At 60.9% G+C, this 20,830-nt stretch carries 21 protein-coding genes; 2 read left to right on the top strand and 19 right to left on the bottom strand.

The genetic code is table 11. The annotated features are described in order from the left end of the window. Positions 1-49: 49 nt before the first annotated feature. The 14 genes from lepB to OCV80_RS10510 all read right to left on the bottom strand — a co-directional run bounded on the left by lepB (position 50) and on the right by OCV80_RS10510 (position 12,378). Positions 50-643 (bottom strand): signal peptidase I, encoded by a 594-nt coding sequence (gene lepB, locus OCV80_RS10575; RefSeq protein WP_021751255.1) that lies wholly within the window; start codon positions 641-643, stop codon positions 50-52. 138 nt (positions 644-781) lie between these two features. Then, positions 782-1,123, bottom strand: a complete 342-nt coding sequence (gene rplS, locus OCV80_RS10570) for a 50S ribosomal protein L19 (RefSeq protein ID WP_021751256.1) — start codon at positions 1,121-1,123, stop codon at positions 782-784. A gap of 139 nt (positions 1,124-1,262) precedes the next feature. Then, complete coding sequence (locus OCV80_RS10565) at positions 1,263-1,856, bottom strand: zinc metalloprotease (RefSeq protein ID WP_119311082.1); 594 nt, start codon at positions 1,854-1,856, stop codon at positions 1,263-1,265. Further along, positions 1,840-2,901: a M23 family metallopeptidase gene (locus OCV80_RS10560; RefSeq protein ID WP_021751258.1), complete on the bottom strand. Its 1,062-nt coding sequence runs from the start codon at positions 2,899-2,901 to the stop codon at positions 1,840-1,842. The genes OCV80_RS10565 and OCV80_RS10560 overlap by 17 nt, the downstream gene beginning before the upstream one ends. 149 nt (positions 2,902-3,050) lie before the next feature. Then, the gene (locus OCV80_RS10555; protein WP_136890693.1) at positions 3,051-4,232 is read right to left on the bottom strand and encodes a M20/M25/M40 family metallo-hydrolase; all 1,182 of its coding nucleotides are present in this window, start codon (positions 4,230-4,232) and stop codon (positions 3,051-3,053) included. Positions 4,233-4,242: 10 nt separating this feature from the next. Beyond that, the gene (locus OCV80_RS10550) at positions 4,243-5,256 is read right to left on the bottom strand and encodes an ABC transporter substrate-binding protein (RefSeq protein WP_287224121.1); all 1,014 of its coding nucleotides are present in this window, start codon (positions 5,254-5,256) and stop codon (positions 4,243-4,245) included. Between the two features lie 64 nt (positions 5,257-5,320). Continuing rightward, complete coding sequence (locus OCV80_RS10545) at positions 5,321-6,076, bottom strand: ABC transporter permease (RefSeq protein ID WP_021751261.1); 756 nt, start codon at positions 6,074-6,076, stop codon at positions 5,321-5,323. Beyond that, entirely contained in the window at positions 6,073-6,828 is a 756-nt protein-coding gene (locus OCV80_RS10540) for an ABC transporter ATP-binding protein (protein ID WP_025545093.1), read from the bottom strand. The genes OCV80_RS10545 and OCV80_RS10540 overlap by 4 nt, the downstream gene beginning before the upstream one ends. 2 nt (positions 6,829-6,830) lie before the next feature. Beyond that, positions 6,831-7,490 carry a thiaminase II gene (tenA, locus tag OCV80_RS10535; RefSeq protein WP_021751263.1) on the bottom strand — a complete coding sequence of 220 codons (660 nt, stop codon included), beginning with the start codon at positions 7,488-7,490 and terminating at the stop codon, positions 6,831-6,833. A gap of 284 nt (positions 7,491-7,774) precedes the next feature. Next, positions 7,775-8,707 (bottom strand): carbohydrate kinase family protein, encoded by a 933-nt coding sequence (locus OCV80_RS10530; protein ID WP_119311085.1) that lies wholly within the window; start codon positions 8,705-8,707, stop codon positions 7,775-7,777. 156 nt (positions 8,708-8,863) lie between these two features. Next, on the bottom strand, positions 8,864-10,012 hold the full coding sequence (locus tag OCV80_RS10525) for an ROK family protein (RefSeq protein ID WP_036631297.1): 1,149 nt from the start codon (positions 10,010-10,012) through the stop codon (positions 8,864-8,866). Positions 10,013-10,173: 161 nt separating this feature from the next. Beyond that, positions 10,174-10,956 (bottom strand): heparan-alpha-glucosaminide N-acetyltransferase, encoded by a 783-nt coding sequence (locus OCV80_RS10520; RefSeq protein ID WP_021751266.1) that lies wholly within the window; start codon positions 10,954-10,956, stop codon positions 10,174-10,176. 56 nt (positions 10,957-11,012) lie between these two features. Continuing rightward, positions 11,013-11,996, bottom strand: a complete 984-nt coding sequence (locus OCV80_RS10515) for a helix-turn-helix domain-containing protein (protein WP_119311086.1) — start codon at positions 11,994-11,996, stop codon at positions 11,013-11,015. Positions 11,997-12,015: 19 nt separating this feature from the next. Continuing rightward, entirely contained in the window at positions 12,016-12,378 is a 363-nt protein-coding gene (locus OCV80_RS10510; protein ID WP_025544470.1) for an ArsR/SmtB family transcription factor, read from the bottom strand. 221 nt (positions 12,379-12,599) lie between these two features. On the opposite strand from OCV80_RS10510, the gene OCV80_RS10505 reads away from it, so the two are divergent. Both OCV80_RS10505 and OCV80_RS10500 read left to right on the top strand, forming a co-directional pair. Continuing rightward, entirely contained in the window at positions 12,600-12,818 is a 219-nt protein-coding gene (locus tag OCV80_RS10505) for a cation transporter (protein WP_025544472.1), read from the top strand. Positions 12,819-12,933: 115 nt separating this feature from the next. Next, positions 12,934-14,820, top strand: coding sequence for a heavy metal translocating P-type ATPase (locus OCV80_RS10500; RefSeq protein WP_021751270.1), 1,887 nt, complete (start codon positions 12,934-12,936; stop codon positions 14,818-14,820). Between the two features lie 287 nt (positions 14,821-15,107). Here OCV80_RS10500 and OCV80_RS10495 read toward each other — a convergent pair whose 3' ends face one another. From OCV80_RS10495 to OCV80_RS10475, 5 genes are all read right to left on the bottom strand, one after another. Continuing rightward, complete coding sequence (locus OCV80_RS10495; RefSeq protein WP_256264618.1) at positions 15,108-15,944, bottom strand: DMT family transporter; 837 nt, start codon at positions 15,942-15,944, stop codon at positions 15,108-15,110. A 154-nt stretch (positions 15,945-16,098) separates the two neighbouring features. Then, a complete protein-coding gene (locus tag OCV80_RS10490) occupies positions 16,099-17,622 on the bottom strand; it encodes a UxaA family hydrolase (RefSeq protein WP_025544473.1) in 1,524 nt (507 codons plus the stop codon). Between the two features lie 39 nt (positions 17,623-17,661). After that, positions 17,662-18,846 carry a MalY/PatB family protein gene (locus OCV80_RS10485; RefSeq protein ID WP_025544474.1) on the bottom strand — a complete coding sequence of 395 codons (1,185 nt, stop codon included), beginning with the start codon at positions 18,844-18,846 and terminating at the stop codon, positions 17,662-17,664. A 33-nt stretch (positions 18,847-18,879) separates the two neighbouring features. Next, complete coding sequence (locus OCV80_RS10480; RefSeq protein ID WP_025544475.1) at positions 18,880-19,842, bottom strand: ABC transporter ATP-binding protein; 963 nt, start codon at positions 19,840-19,842, stop codon at positions 18,880-18,882. Between the two features lie 2 nt (positions 19,843-19,844). Continuing rightward, entirely contained in the window at positions 19,845-20,819 is a 975-nt protein-coding gene (locus OCV80_RS10475; protein ID WP_025544476.1) for an ABC transporter ATP-binding protein, read from the bottom strand. Positions 20,820-20,830: the final 11 nt, after the last annotated feature.

The raw sequence follows: 20,830 nt of genomic DNA, 5'->3' as shown, positions 1-20,830 counted from the left end.
GCTTTCGCCCCTGTTGATGGAAAGCCCCCCGCCGGAGGTCTCCTTGCTCTTATGTCAGCGGGCCGATCCTGCCGAAGTCCCGCTTGTCGGTGTCCGCAGTCACGCCTGGGAACAACAGGAACACCGCCCGGCCCAAAATCTGCCGGGTATCCACCGGCCCCAGCTCCGGATCCCGGCTGTCATCGCTGTCGTTGCGGTTGTCGCCCATAACAAAGACGCAGCCCTCCGGCACGGTGACAGGGAACTCCAGCCCCTCCTCCAGATAGGTGGGCTGGCGGATGTAGTCCTCCTCCAGCAGCTGCCCATCCACATAGACGGCACCAGCGGTAAAGTCGATGTCCACCGTCTGGCCCTCTGTGGCGATCACCCGCTTCACGATGGGCTCCCCGTCCTTGAAGCTCTCCTTCCGGATGATGACGATGTCCCCGGCCTCAAATCCACCGCACAGGTGGGCGTTCATCACCAGCAGGCAGTCCTGATGCTGGAGCGTCTCCCGCATGGAGGGGCCGGACACCAGCACCACCCGCGCCGCAAAGGTGAACAGCAGCACCGTTGCTGTCACGGCGCACACCAGCACCTGCACCCACTCGTACAGCCCGCGGAGGGAAAGCGCGTCCCTGTTGAGCCGTTTTCCTCCCCGCACGTGACCGCCTCCTCCAGCACCGCAGTTTTTCACAATAACGTATGCTAGTATATCAAAGAACCGTCAAAATCACAAGATGCCGGGGAAATTTTGTGTGACAAGAAAAAAGAGAGGCTTTCGCCTCTCTTTCGTCTTGGATCACAGCTTTTCCTTGACCTTGGCGCCCTTGCCCACGCGGCCGCGCAGATAGTACAGCTTGGCACGCCGCACAGCACCGTTGCGGACCACCTCGATCTTGTCGATGGAGGGAGAGTGCACGGGGAAGACCTTCTCCACACCGACACCGTAGGAGATGCGGCGCACGGTGATGGTCTCGGTGATGCCGCCGTGCTTCTTGGCGATGACGGTGCCCTCGAAGACCTGGATACGCTCACGGGAGCCTTCCTTGACCTTCACGTGCACCCGGACCGTGTCGCCCACCTTGACGGGGGTCACTTCCGCTTCCAGACGCTCTTTGTTCAGTTCCTTAATCAGATCCATGGATGTTCCTCCTAAATAATAGGTGTTCATGCCGCTTCTCTCAAAGGCACATCAACGCACTCCGGCGTGTGCACGGCAGAGGACCACCCTTTGTAGCCGTAATAGGATACCACGGCCAGGAGGAAAATGCAAGTATTTTTTACAAAAAATCCGCCTTTCTGCCGTGCAGTTCCCGAAGAGCCGCCGCCAGCAGGCCGAATGCAGCCGGCAGCAGCCACAGGCTCCCGCCGGTCCGCCCGATCAGCCACAGTACCAGGCCGCCCAGGGCCAGCGCCGTCGTGCCCCCCGCCCAGCAGGCGATGCGCTCCGCGGCGGAGGGACCCGCCAGCCATGCGGCCGCGAGATACAGCGCCCGGCCGCCGTCCAGGGGCCGCACCGGCAGCAGGTTGAAGAGGCACAGTGACAGATGGGCTCCCGCCGCCACCCAGGCGTGGGCGCCCCCCAGAACCAGCGCGCACAGCAGATTCACTGCTGGCCCCGCCAGCACCGCCGCGATCTCCCCCGGATAGGACAGGCGGGCGGCGGAAGTCATCAGCTCCGCCCCAAAGACGCTGACCCGCAGCTCCCGCACCCGGGCCCCCAGCAGCCGCAGCACCAGCAGGTGTCCCAGCTCGTGGAGCGCCGCGGCGGAGAGGATCACCGCCAGCAGCTGCCAGCCGTTCACCAGTGTGAACCAGGCCGCCAGCAGCCAGAAGCCGCCGGAAATCCGAATCCGGTCACGCCAGCGAGACATAGTAGATGGGATTTAGGTACTGGCTGCCCTCATGGAGCTCGAAGTGCAGATGAGGCCCGGTGGCCACGCCGGTCTCCCCCACCTCTGCGATCACGTCCCCCTCCTTCACAGAGGCGCCTGAGGAGGCGATAATCCGGCTGCAATGGGCATACAGGGTGGAGTAGCCCCCCTCGTGGGCAACGGTGATGTACTTGCCGTAGCTGCTGCTCTCCCCCACGGCGGTGACGGTACCGTCGGCAAAGCAGCCGATCTCCGTCCCAGCGGCGGCGCCGATGTCAATACCATAGTGGAACCGCTCCTCTCCCTCCACCGGGTGCTCCCGGTAGCCGAAATCAGAGGTGAGGGTGCCCATCACCGGGGTGCAGTAATCAAAGCCCAGCAGGGCCTGTTCCAGGCACACGTTGTCCGGCAGGTTCTGGTCGGAGTAGAGGACGTAGGCCAGGGTAGACGCCTCCGCCGCGCCCTGGGATGCGGTTTCCGCAGTCTCCGCTGTCTGATCGGCCTCTGCTGTCTGCGCGGTCTCTGCCGTCTGGGATGCTGCTGCGGGCAGATCCAGCCAGCCGTCGCTGCTGCCGGTCCCGGTCCGGAAGGCCCGCAGGGGCGCGATGGCCGCAGGAAGCTGGAGAGACACCGCCTCTCCCCCTGCCGGGGCTGACACCTCCACGGCGGAATCCTCCTGAGGGTCGAACACCGCCTGATACATATCCTGAAGGGCCACGTCCACATCCGCTTCGCCGCTCACGGCCCGCCCCACAGCGGAGAACACGGCCTGCACATCGATGTTCTGTTCCAGCATTCCGGTGAGCTTGGCATTCACCTGGGCCATGCGTCCCGGCAGCAGGAGCTTCACCGCCACCAGCAGCACAAAGATGCTGCCGCAGGCCACCAGCTGGATCAGATGCCGCCGCTCTCCCGGAGTCAGAGTTTCCCGTTTTCCCCGCTGGACCCTGTGCGGCGCAGCCGGGGTACTCCGCCGCCGCCTTTCCGCCGCCCGATGCTGGGACGAGACGGTGCCGATCCGCCGCCCAACGTGCCGTGCCGCCATGACGCTCCCTCCCCTGTCGGAATCTATTCCAAACTCTATGCGCCGACCGGGCGGGATATGCGTCTTTGGGAATCGTCTGCCCCCGCCGAAAAAGAGACCGGGAAGGGGCTCCCTTCCCAGTCTCTTGCACTTGCCCGCTTTGCGGGGCGTTATCCCAGCAGGCCCAGCATCGCCGCACACAGGGCCGTCCTGTCCCGGATGGAGGGGATGCGCACCCGCTCTTCCGTGGTGTGGATCTGTTCTGCGATGGCGGAGAGGGCGTCCACCGTGGGGACGCCGTAAGTGGAGAGATAGGCCCCGTCGGTGGCGGCGGGGTCCGCGATCTCCTCCGGCTCCCAACCCAGCAGCTCCGCCGCCTCTGCCGCCCGGAGATAGGCGCTGTGATTGGCGGCGTTCCGCTCCATGGCGGGGAACAGCGTCCGGTAGGTGACCTGCACCCGGCAGCCCTCCACCGTCACTTGGTCCGCCATGCTGTCCAGCCTGGCCTGGATCACCGGGAAGTCCGCGTTTTCCGGAATCCCGGCCACGCAGAACTCCCCCCGGGCCTCTCCGGCCACCACGCCGTTGGGCCGTCCGCCGGAGATGGGCGCCACATTGTAGTAGATGCCCTTCTCATAGTCGTTGAAGCTGTATAGCCGGATGATCTGGTGAGCCAGCTCCAGCACGGCGCTGCGGCCCTCCAGATACGCCTTGCCCGCATGGGCCTCCCGCCCCGCCACGTCGACGGTTCCCAGAATCACCCCCCGGCGGGATGTGACGAACCGGGGACGTCCGTCCCGCTCCCGGCCGCCCTCGAACACCAGGGCCAGAGCCGCGTCCTGCGCCTCCCGGGCGTAGACCTTGCGGCCGGACCGGGAGCCGGTCTCCTCGTCACAGGTGAAAAGGTACGTCAGCTCCCAGGGGGGCAGCAGGCCCGCCTTTTTCAAAATCAGCGCCCCGAACAGGGAGATAAGGACGCCGCTCTTGCAGTCCCCGGCCCCCAGGCCGTGGGCCCACTCCCCTTCAATATGAAAGTGGTGCTTTTCCGCAAAGCCGGGGCCGAACACCGTGTCCAGGTGGGCGGCCAGCAGCACCTTTCCCCGGGGCTGTTCCGGCCGCACCCGGGCCACCAGATGGGTCCCCAGACCAGGCTCCGTCACCCGCTCTGTCCGGGCCCCCAGCTCGGAGAGCACCGGCTCCAGCAGCCCGGTCACGGCGGCGTTGCCCGCCTCATTGCCGGTGCCGCTGTCGATGGCGCAGATCTGTTCCAGCAGCGCCAGCTGGCGGGGCAGCATCTCCTCCGCCCCGGCCCGGACGATCCGGGCCAGTGTCTGTCTCTTGGCATCCTCCATCGGCCGTGCCTCACTCCGCCAGCAGGTCCACCATGACCTCCGCCGGATCGAAGGCGGCGTCGATCATGCCCACCTTCTGGAGCCAGTCGATGTTCTCCTGCCACACGGACACGTCCTGGGACAGGAAGGGCGCGTCGGCCGTCTCCATGATGGGCAGCAGCACATCAAAGCTTCGCCGTTCCACGGACTCCGTCAAGGGGAAGTTCTCCTCGTCCTGGTTGGCCAACAGGAGCCCCAACGCCTCCTCCGGGTCCGCCTGCATATCGGCAAAGCCCTTCTGACAGGCCCGCAGGAACCGAGTGTACTTGTCCCGGTTGGCCTCCAGCTGGTCCTCGCCGGTCACCAGCATCAGCGCGTAGTAGTTGGGTACGCCGTAGTCCATGACCTCCATGTAGTCCACGGCGAAGCCCTCCTCCTCCAGCGCAGGAACCTCGTGGTTGATGAAGCAGCCGAAGGTGGCGTCCACATTTCCGGTGGTCATGGCGCTCATCAGGTCAAAGCCCACGTCGATCAACTCCACGTCATCCAGCGTGGCGCCCACAGTCTCCAACATCTGGCCCACCGCCACCTCGCCGAAGCGGGTGCCGGAGTAGCCGATGGTCTTGCCGATCAGGTCCTCCGGGGTCTTGATGTTTTTCTCCGCCAGGGCACAGACGATGCTGATGGGCTGCTGGACCACAGCTCCCAGCACCTTCACCGGCACGTCCTCATTGGCCTTGGCGATGATGGTGTCCTCCTGATAGTAGAAGCCGATATCCGCCCGGCCCGCCGCCGTCATGGTCAGGGGATCGCTGGCGTTAGAGGGGAACAAGATATTCACCTGCAGGCCCTCCTCCGCAAAGTAGCCCTTCTCCTCCGCCTCGTAGAGGAAAGCATGGACGGCGTTGGGATACCAGTCCAGCACCACGTCGATGGTCTCCAGCTCTCCATCGTCCTGCCCGTCCGCCGTGTCCCCGCTTCCGCCGGAGGAGCAGCCGGTGAGCAGCAGAAGCGCCGTCAGCAACAGCGCAAGTTTCTGTTTCATCATCAATCTTCCTTTCTTTATAAACTGGATCCAGGTGATTCCTGCGGGGCCCGCCCCGCAGGTTTCAGGACTCTCCCCTCCAGCGGACGAACCGCTTTTCCAGCAGGTTCACAACGGCCACCGCCAGGATGGCCGCCGCGGACAGCAGCACAATAGGGGCGAACACCCCGGCGCCGTCCAACTGGGTCATCATGCGGCGGGAGAAGTAGCCCAGGCCGCTCTTGGCCCCCAACCACTCGCCGATGGCCGCGCCGATGATGCTCATGGGCACCGCCATCTTGACGGCGGAGAAGAAGTATGGCAGGGCGCAGGGCACCTTGATCTTCAAAAAGATGTCCTTCTTCGTGGCACCGTAAGTCTCCAGCAGCTCCGCCATCTCCGTCTTGGCGGAGCGGAGCCCGTCGTACACTGTGATGGTGATGGGGAAAAAGGTGATGAGCACTGTCACCAGCACCTTGCTCCAGATGCCGTAGCCGAACCACAGCACAAAGAGCGGTGCGATGGCGGTGGTGGGAATGGTCTGGGACACCACCACGATGGGATAGATCATCTTGCGGACCAGGTCGCTCTCGTCCATCACCACCGCCAGGGCCAGGCCCAGCACCAGAGAGATCCCCAGGCCGATGGCCGTCACCAGCATGGTGGCGGGCAGATGAACAGTGAAGAGGACATCCCGCAGCTCCCACAGCTTCGCCAGGATCTGGGTGGGAGACGGCAGGATATAGGCCGCGTCTAATCCCATGGCCCCCGCCTGCCAGAGAATCAACAGGGCGAAGAGAAAAATCATGGCAGGTAGATTTGCTTTACAGGTCTTTTTCATGGGGTCACCTGCTTTCGCAGAAGGTCGATGAGATGCTCCTTCAGCTCCACCATCTCCGGCAGTTTGAGGCAGGAGCGGTCCCGCGGGAAGGACGCGGGGACCGGAATCTCCGCCAGCTCCCGGATGGGGGTGCGCTCCACCACCAGCACGCTGGAGGAGAGGAACAGCGCCTCCTCCACGTCGTGGGTGATGAAGAGGATGGTCCTCTTGTGCCGCTGCCACTGGTCCAGCAGCCACTCCTGCATGGAGATCCGGGTGAGGAAGTCCAGGGCGGAGAAGGGCTCGTCCAGCAGCAGCAGGTCGCAGCCCGTCAGCATGGTGCGGGCAAAGGCCGCCCGCTGCCGCATCCCGCCAGAGAGCTCGTCCGGCATCTTGCTGCCGCAGCCGGCAAGTCCCACGTCGGCCAGCGCCGCCTCCGCCCGGTCCCGGCGCTCCGCACGGGTCAGCTCCCCCTGGATCTCCAAGGGCAGCGCCACATTTTCTCCCACGGTTCGCCAGGGGAACAGCAGGTCCTTCTGGGGCATATAGCCGCAGTAGTGCTTGCGTCCCACAATGGACTTCCCCTCCACCAGAATGGTCCCCGCCTTGGGCTTTAGCAGTCCGTTGGTCATGCGGAAGATGGTGCTCTTTCCGCAGCCGCTGATGCCGATGATGCAGTGGAAGGAGCCGGGTTCCACGGCAAAGCTCAGGTGGTCGATGATATCGAAGTCCTCGCTGGGGTACTGATAGGAGACGTTCTGAAATTCCAGCATGGTCATCGCTCCAGCGTCCAGGCCATCTCCCAGAAGCCCAGCTCATACCGGCTGCAGTTGACGAAGATCTCCTCCAGCCGCTGGTATTCCGCCTCCGTGCAGCTCTCCGCCAGGGTGTCCATCAGCTCCACCAGTGCGTCGTTGGTTTTCTGGTAGTCCTCCCCCGCGTAGCTGCGGATCCACTCGCCGTAGAAGGGGTGGTCCGCCGCGCCGGGGATGGCCGCCAAGCGCGTGCCGATCTCCGCATAGCTCCAGGAGCAGGAGAGGATGGCGGCGATGATCTCCGCCGGCCCGCCCGCGGCGGCACAGGAGAGCATGTAGTGGGTATAGGACAAATTGGAGAGGGCCGGCTGGACAGAAAACACCTGCTCCTCCGTGATGCCCAACCGAGCCATGTAGGCCCGGTGGACCTTCATCTCCCCGCCCAGAATCGCGTCCACATTGGCGGAGAAGGTCCGCATCAGGCCGGGGTCCCGGGCCTTCACTACACCGTAGGCGAACACCCGGGCGTAGTCGAACAGGTACAGATAGTCCTGCAGCAGGAACCACCGGAACTTCTCCAGGTCCAGGCTGCCGTCTCCAATCCCCCGGACAAAGGGATGGTCATGGCACTGCTCCCAGATGGGATGGGCGGCCTCGTACAGCCGCTGTGTCGTTCTCATTCGTATTCCTCCTATCCAATGGCCGGTCCGCCCCCATGCAAAAAGGCGGGGTCCCCTTTGGGACACCCCGCCTTCGCTCCAATCCTATCTCTTCCGTGCGGAAGAGACTCCGCACGAATAGCTTGTGCTGCGTCCCTACGTTGGCATTACCCACATCAGGTCAGGTCGAGGGACCGGCCCCTCATCTCAGCCTCCTCGCGGAAGCTCCCTTGCACGTTTTATTATAAAAGCCCGTCTTCTTTTTGTCAATAAATTTTTCCCGGTTTTCGGTAAAAATCCCGCATTTACACCAGATGCCGCTCGATCTCCTGCCGGGTGGGCAGGGAGGGGATCGCCCCTCTGCCCTGAACACAGAGCCATCCGCTGACGTTGCCGTACTCCAGCGCCTCCTGCACCAGCGGCTCCGTCAGCTGCTCCGCCTGGGTGACACCCCGGAATCGCATCTGAGACAGCATTCCGCCCCAGAAGGCGTCTCCGGCGCCGGTTGCATCCGCGCAGTGGGCCCGCCGACCCGGGACAGCGAGGCGCCGCCCCCGGAAATATCCTCTGGCACCCTGACCGCCCAGGGTCAGCACCACCAGCGTCAATCCGTACCGCTCCATAAGGGCGGGCAGCTCCGCCTCGCCCCCCAGCATATCGGCCTCCTCCTCTGAGATCTTCAGCAGATCCACGTCCGGCAGGATCTCCCGCACCTTTGCGGCGCAGGCCTCCTGACTGCCGTTCCACATCATGTCCCGGTAATTCACATCAAAGCTCACCAGCCTGCCCATCTCCCGACCCAGGTGCAGGGCCTTGGCTGTGGCCTCTGCCGCTGGGGAGGCGGAGAGAGAACACGACCCGGCGTGGACGATCACCGTGTCCCGGATGTCCGCCTCCCGTACGTCCTCCTCCCGAAGGAACATATCCGCTCCAGGCTTGCGGACAAAGGTGAAGCTCCGCTCCCCTTCCTCCGTCAAAGAGACAAACGCCATGGTGGTGACCGCCTCCCGGCAGGGCTCCCGCCGGATACAGCGCACCCTGTTTTCCCGGAGGGTGCCCAGCAGGTACCGCCCGAAGTCGTCATCCCCCACAGAGCAGCACATGGCCGCCTCCAACCCGTTCCGGGCGGCGGCGATGGCCACATTTGCAGGGGCGCCCCCGGCGTTTCGAATATAGCTTCCGGGCTCACTGCCCGGCAAAAAGTCAACTAGCATCTCGCCAACGCTGTAAAGGTCCACCAGTGGTCCTCCTTGTCTGAGGTGGTTTTGCAATCATTCGCATCGATTATTAAACCATTTCCAGCGTTCAATGTCAATCGTTTAGCTGATGTTTTTATAGGAGAAAAATGTACTTTTTGTGGGATTTCCGATATTGCGGCAAGCCGCCCCGGGAAATCACCCGTTTTGAAGAGGTAGCTCCCCCGAGAAGATCCGGGCGATCCCGCCGCAGGCCGCCCCCAGAAGCGCTCCCTCCCCCAGGAAGCGCGGCTTTCTCACCAGGACTCTGCCGCCCCCATCCGCTGGGCGCAGGCGGGCAATGGCGGATTCCAGATCCGCCACGTGCCGGTCGGTCCAGCAGAGTCCGTCGCCGCCCAGCAACACCAGTTCGCTGTTCAGCAGATTCAGGGCGCTGGCGATCCCTGCAGCCAGAAAGTCCACGGTCTCCCGGAACACCCGGTCTACTTCCCCGCTGCCGGTTATCCGGCAGAAATCGGCGTAGGAAGCCTCCAGTCCCGTTCGATGATACAGTTTTTTCAGCACCTCCGGCGAACGAACGTACAGCTCCAGGCAGCCACGGCCGCCGCACCGGCAGGGACGGCCACCGGCGCAGATGGTGACATGGCCCAGCCCCAGGGGCCGTCCTCCCCGGCCCCTGCACAGTTGCCCGCCGCTGAGGACCGCGCTGCCCACCCGGTCCCCCAGGCTGACAAACAGCACGTCCCGGCAGTTCCGGGCCCTGCCGAACAGGCTCTCCACCAGCAGAGCGCTCTGGCAGGTGTCCTCCAGGAATACCGGGAGGCCGTACCGCTCCCGGACTGCCGGACGCACGGATTCCGAGGGACACATCTGCTCCCCGCCGGGCCGCCAGGGCAGGTCCGCCGCCAAGCCGATGGCCCGTACACCAGCCGTCCCGGACAGCATCTTGTCCAACAGCCTGAGAGCGGTCTCCCGCCGCACCGCCTCCGGAGCGTCCTTCGGCAGGTCCGTGCCAGCCCGCCGGAATACCCGGAGGTCCAGCCCGCACAGAACACTCTCACAACGGCCCGGGAGGAACGCCACGCCCGCTGCCTTCGGCGCTTCGGGTGAGAGCCGGAGGCGCACGGGGTTCCGCCCCGGCTCCTCGCTGCACACCACCTCGCTCTCTCGCAGGACATCCCCGTCGATCATCTCACCCACGATATTGGAGATGGTCATTTTGCTCAAGCCCGTTCTCACCACCAGATCCCGCCGGGTCCGGCATGCGCCGGTGGCAACCATGCGCAGGACCAATCCGCGGTTGTCCCGCCTGTTGTCTCCGCTGTTTTTTCCCGCTTTCTCCAGCATGACCTGTCCTTTCCCGCGATGCCTGTCAAACCTCCCGTGCCGGAGTTCGCCTCCGGCATTCTTCATTTGTTTACTATATGACGCTCCCAGAGGCCCGTCAAGAAAAACCGCTCCCCCACCCGGAGGAGCGGTATAGGACATCATCTAAATTCTGTCCCATATCACCGTCCCAGCAGGGCAGCCCCGCCCAGCAGCACCCCATAGACTATCGGCTGGTGGAGCATATATACCGGCAGGGACTGCCTGCCCAAGGCACACAGGGGCGGACACCGGAGCGCGTCCGGATCCAGCCGCTCCATCGGCCCGGCCAGCAGGCGGCGGAGAAAATGCCCCGCCAGGAACAGGAACAGCCAGGGCAGCAGGGAGAAATAATCCGTGGAGAAAAAGTCCGGCGGCGGAAATCCTATGTACGCCGTCAGCAGATTACGGTAAAGTCCCTCCGGTACCGTTCCCAGCGTCCAGTCCTCAAATCCCAGCGTCCCCTGGTTCACGTTCCGCAGCAGGGTGAACAAGGCCGCGCTGGCGGCGAGGCCCACCCCCACAGGTACGTGCCGCAGCAGTTTTTCCAGTGGGACCATCAGCAACATGCAGGAGCCGATCAGCGTCAGCACGCCGAACCAGATCTGCTCCTCCGGCATGAAGAGCACCGTCACCAGCGTCACCACCCAGCCGCAGCCGAACACCGTCAGTCCCCTCCGGAGGGGCCGCCGCCCCAGGCTGAAGCAAAATCCGGAGAGGAGGATAAAGGTCCAGCAGATGCTCTGCTGCCAGATGTACGCGCCGGTGCCCCGGTACCAATCCCAGTCCGCGTGGAACAGATACACCAAGTCCCAGCAGGCGTGATAGGCGATCATGCTCACCAGCGTCAGGCCCCGCAGGGCATCCAGGGAGGCGATCCGCCTTCTGGGCCGGACCAGTGTCCGAGTCCCGCTGTCTGCTGCCATCTTCCGCTCCTCCTCTCCGGCGACCGGCGGAACCGGTCGTCTATCTCACTCCGGGGTCAGCCCCGGTGCTCCCGCCGGTACTCCGTGGGGAGCTGTCCCGTCACATCCTTGAATGCCCGGGTGAATTTCCCCTGGCTCTCGTAGCCCACGGCGGCCGCGATGGCGGCGATGCTCCCGCCGCTCTCCCGCAGCAGCTCCATGGCCCTGCGCACCCGGTACTCTTTCATATAGGTGGCGATGGGCAGGCCGTACACCGCCTTGAACACCTCCTTCAAGGTGGAGGTGTTCAGCAGATACCTGTGGGAGAGCTCCTCAATGGTGTACCGCCGGTCCAGGTGCTCGGTCAGCAATGCGTGGATCTCCTGGATACGCGCCGTCTGCTGGGAGCCGTACCGGGTCAGCTCCCGCCCGCCGGACTCCAGCCCCTCCAAATACAGCAGCAGCTCCTGGAGCTTCAGCCGGAGATAGGGCAGCCGCCGCATCTCCGGCTGCCGGTACAGGGGCCGGAAGATCTCCTCCAGCTCCGGTCCCGCCGGAAGGGCGAAGGTCCCGCCTCCGCAGAATTTTTCCGCCAGCCTCTCGGCCTGGAAGTCCGCCTCCGCCAAGATGGGGGGCGGCGACTCCGCCAGATGGGTCAAATCTACGCAGATCATCAGCCCCGCGTACATCTCCGCCGGGAAGTGCATCACAGAATCCGCGCAGCAGTCCGCACTGTGGAGGGACAGATCGCCCTCCCCCAGATAGACCGACATGCCGTCCCGCAGGTCCCAGCCCACCCGGCCCAGGCGGCAGTGGTTGATCTCCAGCGTGGACCGGGCCGCCTCGTGCCGGAAGGCGGCATAGGTGCCCAGGACCGTGTTGAAGGACGCCTCCACCCCCGGAAAGACCGGGTAGACCTCCATCCGTCCCCGTCCATCCGTCTCTCCCTGAAATGTCCCGGTGAACAAAACCCCAGGTTCGGCCGCAGGGCGCCCCACGATCTCCATAGTCCCCTGCGGCAGCTCCGCCAGAGCCATCCGCAGGCAATCCGCTTGCTTCATTCCGCCGCTCCTTCCCACCTCACGCCGAGGGGCAGGCAATCTCCACCATCGCCTCAATCATGTGGTGCAGCAGCTGGGCCCGCTCCGTCTCGGCAGCCTTATAGTAGACCTCTTTCCCGTCCCGCCGGCTGACGATCAGGCCGCCGGCCTTCAGCTGCTTCAGGTGGTGGGACACCGCCGGGGAGCTCATCTCCACCATGGAGGAGAGGTTGATGACGCACTCTTCACAGTGGCACAGCAGCCAAAAAATCCGGATGCGGCTGCCGTCCCCCAGCTGTTTGAAGATGTCAGCCACTGTCTGGAAATCGTCCACGCTGGGCATCTGTTCCAGCTCCCGCTCCATGGACTGTCCATGGTCGTGGGGCAGCTTCTTTTCTTCCATCGGTCGTCCCTCCTTCTGGTTTTGTATTCTACCACACCCCGCGCCATTCTGGAAGAGCGAAAATATGCCGCCCCGCATTGGCCCAATCGGAAGGAGTTTTTGCCCAATCGGAAGATTCTCTCCCTCCCCCGTTGACTTGGGGGGCCGCCCCGTGTATGATAAGACCATAGATTAAATAATTGCTTAATCGTTTTGCTCAATTGCTGAAGGGAGACTTTTATATGAAAAAAACCTATAAGATCGATGTGGACTGCGCCAATTGCGCCAACAAGATGGAGGAGGCCGCCCGGAAGACCGAAGGCGTCCAGAGCGCCACCGTGAACTTCATGGCGCTGAAGATGATCGTGGAATTCGCGGAGGGGCAGGACCCCAAGGCCGTGATGGAGCAGGTCCGCAGAAATTGCAAAAAGGTGGAGGACGACTGCGAAATCTACCTGTAAGCGCGTTTTTCAGGAAAGCACCCCCTCCGGAGGCGGGGTGTTTTCTTTCCCAAAACAATTAAACGTTTATTGAATTATCAGCCGCACGGAGCGGCTCAGATCGGAAGTGAACCTCATGAATAAAAAGCAGAAAATCATGCTGATCCGCATTCTGACAGCGGCGGCCCTGCTGGCTGTCCTGCATGTTCTCCCCGTCACAGGCTGGATGCGGTTTGGGCTGTACCTGATCCCCTATCTGATCGCAGGTTACGACATCCTGCGAAAGGCCCTGAAGGGCATCCAAAACCGCCAGGTGTTCGACGAGAACTTCCTGATGGCCGTGGCCACTGTGGGCGCCATTGCCCTGGCCCTGTACGAGCGGAGCGGGGATTACACCGAGGCCATCGCCGTCATGCTGTTCTATCAGATCGGCGAGTGGTTCCAGAGCTATGCAGTAGGCCGGAGCCGCCGGAACATCAGTGAGCTGATGGACATCCGCCCGGACTACGCCAACGTGGAACAGGACGGGAAGCTGGAGCAGGTAGACCCGGACGAGGTGTCCATCGGCACCGTTATTGTGGTCCAGCCCGGCGAGAAGGTTCCTATCGACGGCACTGTGGTGGAGGGCGCCTCCACCCTGAATACCGCCGCCCTCACCGGCGAGTCCCTGCCCCGGGAGGTCCGGGAGGGGGACGAGATCATCAGCGGCTGCGTCAACATGACCGGGCTGCTGAAAATCCGTACCACCCGGGAATTCGGCGAGTCCACGGTGTCCAAGATCCTGGACCTGGTGGAGAACGCCTCCTCCCGCAAGTCTCGGTCGGAGGACTTCATCTCTCGGTTCGCCCGGGTGTATACCCCCGCCGTGTGTTTCGCCGCCCTGGCCCTGGCCATCCTGGTCCCTCTGGCCCGGACGCTCCTTCTGGGCCTGCCCGCCGGCTGGAGCGTCTGGGTCTACCGGGCCCTCACCTTCCTGGTGGCCAGCTGTCCCTGCGCTCTGGTCATCAGCATCCCTCTCAGCTTCTTTGCCGGCATCGGCGGGGCCAGCAACGCCGGCGTGCTGGTGAAGGGCTCTAACTATCTGGAGACTCTGTCCCAAACCAAAACGGTGGTCTTTGACAAGACCGGCACTCTGACCCAGGGCGTGTTTGAGGTCAACGGCATCCACCATCATGAAATGGAGAACGAGAAGCTGGTGGAGTACGCCGCTCTGGCGGAGAGCGCTTCCAGCCACCCCATCAGCAAAAGCCTGCAGCGGGCCTATGGCCGGGAGATCGACCGCAGCCGGGTGACGGATGTTCAGGAGATCAGCGGCAGCGGCGTCATCGCCAAAGTGGACGGCGTGGAGGTAGCCGCCGGCAACGACAAGCTGATGGACCGGCTGGGCGTGCCGTACATCCCCTGTCACAGCGTAGGCACCATCATCCACATGGCCGTCGGCGGGAAGTATGCCGGACATATCGTCATCTCCGACGTGGTGAAGCCCCACGCCCGGGAGGCTGTCCAGGCGCTGCGGTCCGCCGGTGTTCATAGGACCGTCATGCTCACCGGCGACGCCAAGCCGGTGGCAGACCAGGTGGCCCAGTCCCTGGGCATCGATCAGGTTTACGCCGAGTTGCTCCCCGCCGGAAAGGTGGAAAAGGTGGAAGAACTGCTGCTGGACAACTCTGAGCGGGGAAAGCTGGCCTTCGTGGGGGACGGCATCAACGACGCCCCGGTCCTCAGCCGGGCGGATATCGGTATTGCCATGGGCGCCATGGGCTCCGATGCCGCCATCGAGGCCGCCGACGTGGTCCTGATGGATGACGATCCCGCCAAAATCGCAAAGGCCATCCGGATCTCCCGCAAGTGCCTGCGGATCGTCTATGAAAACATCGTCTTTGCCATCGGCATCAAGCTGGCGTGTCTGGTGCTTGTGGCCCTGGGGTTCGCCAATATGTGGCTGGCCATCTTCGCCGATGTGGGTGTGATGATCCTGGCAGTGCTCAACGCCATCCGTGCGCTGTTCGTCAAAAAGCTGTGAACGCGGAAAGCGCCCCGTCCAAGGCTGCACGGGCATGTCCCGGAGTCCGGCGGCAGAGCCCCAGGCAAAGGCAGCCCTCCGGTCAAGCGTGAAGGGACCAAATCCGCACAAAAACCCGGCGCCGGGAATTCCCGGCGCCGGGTTCTGTATGTACAGACCAGGTCAAAATGCAAAGAGTAAATGTCATTTCAGTAAAATTGAACACGGCCATGACGTTCCCTGCTTATTGGTGAATAGCCTGGAATTCCGTAGGGAACTGCAGCTTATGTGATCACAAGATTTTCAAATCATGTGTTCTTTTCTTTCCTGGTGTTTTCAAACACCCAGAATATAGCGCCCAGAATCACAATCCCACCAATTATGGAGCTTTTGCTCAGGGTCTCTCCCAAAAAGGCATAGCTGAACACGGCAGTGAACACAACACCGGAATACTGATAGATGCTGACCTCAGAGGCCGGGGCCTGCTGATAAGCGTATGTCAGGAAGAACTGTCCCCCTGCCGCAAAGACGCCGATCAGCAAAAGCATCACGAATACCTTTGGAGACGGAATCACCAGATTCGGCAGCATCATCAGTCCTGCGCAGACCGTACTCAGTGCGGAAAAGTGGAAGATAATCGCAGATGGGTGCGTGAAATTTTTACAGTAGGACAACATGGTGTAAGCCATGCCGGATACCACCGCTGCCAGCAAAGCCGCCAGAAGCGGGAACGGGTTGGAGTCGAAGGACGGCTGCATGGCGATATATGCGCCCACAAGACACAGGATCGTTGAGGCGATCTTGACGGGAGTGATCTTCTCCTTCAGGAAAATACCGGCGAGCAGTGTGACAAATACCGGAGATGCCCGGTTCAGCATAGCTACATCCGCTTGGCGGGCGTGACCGGCCGCATAGAAGAAGAGCACGATCCCCAGAAAGCCGAAGAACGACCTTCCCCAAAGCGCCCAGCCCCCTCGTTTGATCTCCTGAAAAACCTGCAGGTTTTCCCGTCGGACCATAACAGCTGCAATAATCAGGCTGACAAGATTGCGGAAGAAGGTCTGCTCAAATGTCCCCACCTCTTCAGAGCTCAATTTGACAAATACCTGCATGATGGAAAAGGACAGCGATGAGACCAGCATCAAATATATAGCTTTGGTTTTTTTGTTTTTCGTAATCAGTCTCTCCTTTTATATGGCAACATACAGCGTGGCCGTCTGCACGGGAAATCAGCGCAGACGACCGGAATACACTTCCGGTCGTCTGTTCCGATCCCACCCGGGGCCTGCGCAGCAGAAATCAATAGTCGCCGTTGTAACTGGTTCCGTGGGGCGTTGTCCAGCTATAATCTCCCAGCTTTTCCGCCTTTGTCTCCTCGCCGTTGGCCACACGCAGAAGCAGCTCGTAAAGCTCGCGGCCGCTTTCTTGCAGGCTCAGTTCCCCATACAGCATGGGAGCTGCGGAGTAGTCGATCATGTCCTCCAGCGCCGTCGCAGTCTGGGGGTTGCCTGTGATCTTGATGGTCGTCATACATGCGTTGCCGATGGGGTTGCCCCGCCCAGTGGTGAAGAGGCAGATATGGCATCCGCTCATGGCCAGCGTGGTGGACGCATAGGCATCATTGGCGCCCTGTGCCTGGTTGATGCCCCAGGCTCCCGCGCCGGGGACCGGATCACCGCAGTCCAGGATCCCCAGGATCCGGCGATGTCCCTGGGTTTTGAAGCTGCCCAGGTTCTTCTCGGTCATAGTGGTCAGTCCGCCCGCCTTATTGCCGGGAGTGGGATTGACCTGGGAGAGGCCCTTACCGCCTCTGCGGGTGCAGTCCTCATTGAAGAAATCTCCGATATCCATCAGGCGCATGCCGATCTCATAAGAAGCCGCTGTGGTGGGATAGCCGCCGCGGCCACAAACCTCCACCGCTCTTCCGCCGGCGGACAGGTGCATATCGATTGCCTCACCCACCACCGGATTGGCGGACAGGCCGCTGGTCCAGTCAGATCCGCCGTTATAGCCGCCGATAATCAGTCCGCTGAGGGGGCAGGGTTCGCGCTTCTGGGCCTCTGCCTGCCGCTTCAGATCCTCCACAGCTGCAATCCCGTCCTGGATGGCCTTGGTGACACCGCCGTCCGCCTGGATGCTGATATTCACCACCGGCCGGCCAGTCTTACGGATCTCCTCCGCCACATCTTCAGGATCTGTCTGCTGGCACCCCAGGGACAGCAGTACCACGCCAAAAGTGTTCGGGTGCGTGCCGGTTGTGATGAATCCTCTGCGGGTCCGCTCAAAGCGATCCGGAAACTCACCGCAAGCCGCATCGACAAACGTGGCAGGGACATTACAGGCAGCAGAGATCCGCTGCGCCGCATTGTTGGAGCACTGAACCAGAGAGATCACCACCACCTGGTTCCGGATCCCAAAGGAACCGTCTGCCCGCTTATAGCCCATGATCGTCTCCGGCAGGCCCAACTCTTCCTTTTTGTATTTATGGTGGATCGTGTAATCCATGGCATCCGGTGCCATGGAGCGATAGTAAGCACGCTGTTCCCGGTTGATTTCCTCAAAGTCATCGTAAACATTGTGCTCATGTACCCAGTCTCCCTTTTTGATGAACTGGGTGGCCACGCCGATATGTACACCATACTTGATGATCTCGGCTCCTTTTTCGATATCAGTGCGGGCGATTTTGTGCCCCTCTTTGATATATTCGTTGGCCGTGATCTCCTCACCAGCCACTAGTGTGCACTCACCCGCCTGGATAGGCTCTACGGCAACTGCGACGTTGTCGCTCTCCTCAATCAGCATGCTTTTTTTGTAAATTTTCATTCCTGTTTACTCCTCCAGTAATTTAGGATTGGTGTTCTCTTACCGTAATACTGCGGCGATGCGATCCATGATCTCCTCGATCAGATTTCGGGGTGCAGCCAGGTTCAATCGTTCAAATCCATTTCCCTCTGGGCCGAACATACTGCCTTCGTCCATCGCCACATGGGCCTGATACAGCATCTTTTGGCGCAGTTTTTCGGCATCCGGCTCCAGTCTCCGGAAGTCAATCCATTGGAGATAGGTCCCCTCCAGAGGGGAGATCTTGACGTCTCCATTCCAAGTATCTTCCGCAAACTCCCGAACGAACTGGTCATTTTTCTGAATATAAGCCAGGCATGAATCCAGCCAGGCTTCCCCGTGGTCCCAGGCAGCCTTTGCAGCAACGGGGGCAAAAAAGTTCGGATGGGCACGACAATACCGTGCGAACATCTGGTCAAATCGTTTCCGGCGTTCCTCATTGGGGATCATAATGCAGGAAAAAGAAAGCCCCGCCAGATTGAATGTTTTGGATGGAGCATGGCAAACGGCACAGTTTTCCGCATAGTCCTGGCCCAGCGAGGCAAACACGATATGCTGGTGGCCCGGGAAGATCAGATCGCTGTGGATCTCATCTGCGATTACAAACACATGATGCCTGCGGCAGATCTCGCCCACTCTGCGGAGCTCCTCCTCCGTATAAACACGGCCCACCGGATTGTGCGGGTTGCTTAAAACAAAGGCCCTGCATCTGGGGGATGCCGCTTTCCTCTCAAAATCTGCAAAGTCGATCTCATAGCGCCCATCCCTGAGCTGTAACGGACTGTTTACAACAACCCGTTTCTGCTGCTGTATCGAATCAGCGAAGGGATAATACACCGGTCTCTGGATCAGGACCTCATCGCCTTCCTCCGTCTCTGACAGCAGCAGGAGATTGATGGCTGTCACGACACCGGGGGTAAAACGGAACCAGTCCGCCGCCGCATTCCAGCCATTTCTCCGTTGCTGCCAGCGCAGATAGGACGCAATAACCTCATCAGTGACTTTGGTATATCCATACATGCCGTTCTTAGCTGCCTCAATGATGGCTTCCTGAACCTCCGGAAGCGTCTTCAGATCCATATCTGCAATCCAGGCGGGCAGAACGTCTTGGGTTCCAAAAGTCTTTTCCAGTTCAGCTGGCTCCCACTTAACCTGCCCCCACGGCAGGCGGCTTTCAAAGTGGTCAAAGTCAAACGTTTTTTCCATCCTTACCTCTTTCTGATCCTAAATCGGGATTTATCACAGGCCATTAATCTCCCTCACAAAATGGCATTTGACAAAATGATCCTTTTCGATCTCTTCCAGCTGGGGCTCATTTTCAAAACATTCCGGCTTCGCATATACACATCTGGGGGCGAAGCGGCAGGACTTTGTCACGTTGATAGGCGAAGTGATCTCACCCTTCAAAATGATCTGATTATCCGGCGCATTGTACTTGGGCAGCGGGATCGCAGAAATCAATGCCTTTGTATAGGGATGATATTGGTGGGCAAAGATCTCTGCGGATCCAGCCTTCTCTACCATCTGTCCCAGATACATCACCGTGATATCATCGGAGATATGCTTGACCACGGACAGGTTGTGGGTGATAAACAGATATGTGAGATTCCGCTCCTTCTGGAGCTCCATCATCAGGTTCAGAATCTGTGCCTGAATGGACACGTCCAAAGCAGAGACCGGCTCATCGCAGACCACCAGCTTGGGATCCAGAATCAGCGCCCGGGCGATACCTACCCGCTGGCGGCGTCCACCATCCAGTTCATGCGGATACAGGCCATAGGTTCTCTCTGCCAGTCCCACCACATCCATGATCTCACGGACTTTTTTCTGCTGCTCCTCTTTGGAATTGCAGAGCTTATAGATCTTCAAAGGCTCTGCGATGATATCTCCGATGGACATTCTGGGGTTCAGAGATGCGTAGGGATCCTGGAAAATGATCTGCATATCCTTGCGAAGCTCTTTCAGCTGCGCCTTGGTCACGTCCGAGATATCCTTTCCCTGAAAGATAATCCGGCCGCCTGTTCTCTGATGCAGGTGCAGGATCACCCGGCCCAGTGTAGACTTTCCGCAGCCGGATTCTCCCACGATCCCCAGCGTCTGTCCCTCCCGCAGACCGAAGGTGACGCCATCCACTGCATGGAGTGTCCCCTTTTTGGTGGCAAAATACTTTGTCAGGTCTTCTACTCTTAAAATCTCAGCCATACTCAAACCTCCGTGTCAGAAAAACGGTTGCAGCGGACCATGTGAGAGTCCGAAAGCTTCACCGGCTTGATTTTTCCGGTCTGGCAGGCTTCTGTCGCATAGGGACATCTGGGGTGGAACTTGCATCCATCCGGAAGGTTTGCGGGGTCCGGTACCATGCCCTGAATCACTTTCAGCGTAGATGCGTCGTTCTCAATATCCGGCAGAGAGTCAAACAGACCGATGGTATACGGATGCCGCTTATCTGTATAAATTTCCTTGAGGGTTCCGGATTCCACGATCTCCCCGGCGTACACCACCGCGACCTTGTCGCAGATCTTCGCCACAACGCCCAGATCATGAGTGATGAGGATCAGGGAGGTCTGATACTCCTGCTTCAATTTTTTCATCAGCTCCAGCACCTGCGCCTGGATCGTCACGTCCAAGGCTGTGGTAGGCTCGTCCGCGATCAGCAGCTCTGGGCTGCAGGCCAGGGCGATAGCGATCATCACCCGCTGCTTCATGCCGCCGGAAAACTGGTGGGGGTAGTCGTCGCAACGGGCGCCGGGGATACCCACCTGCTCCAGCATCTCCATAGCACGCTTCCGGGCCTCGGCCTTCGAGATCTTGTTGTGCAGCAGGATCACTTCTGCAATCTGATCTCCTACCCGTGTCACCGGGTTCAGGGAAGTCATGGGATCCTGGAAGATCATGGAGATCTTTCCGCCGCGGATCCGGCGCATCTGCTTTTCTGAGAGTTTCAGCAGATCCTCTCCCTCAAACAGGATCGATCCCTTTACGATCTCTCCTGGCGGATCCGGCACCAGCCCCATGATTCCAAGGGCCGTGGTGGTCTTTCCGGCACCGGTCTCCCCCACCAGGCCGATACTTTCGCCCCTCTCCAGAGAAAAGGTGATGTCATTCACCGCCTGCACAGTTTCCTCGTCTGTCACATAACGGATTTCAAGGTCGTGCACTTCCAATATATTTTCAGCCATACCGTACTCCT

This window comes from Oscillibacter acetigenes, assembly GCF_025567605.1.
In the GTDB taxonomy this organism is placed as follows: Bacteria; Bacillota; Clostridia; order Oscillospirales; family Oscillospiraceae; genus Oscillibacter; species Oscillibacter welbionis.
This window is presented reverse-complemented; position numbering and strand designations above follow the sequence as displayed.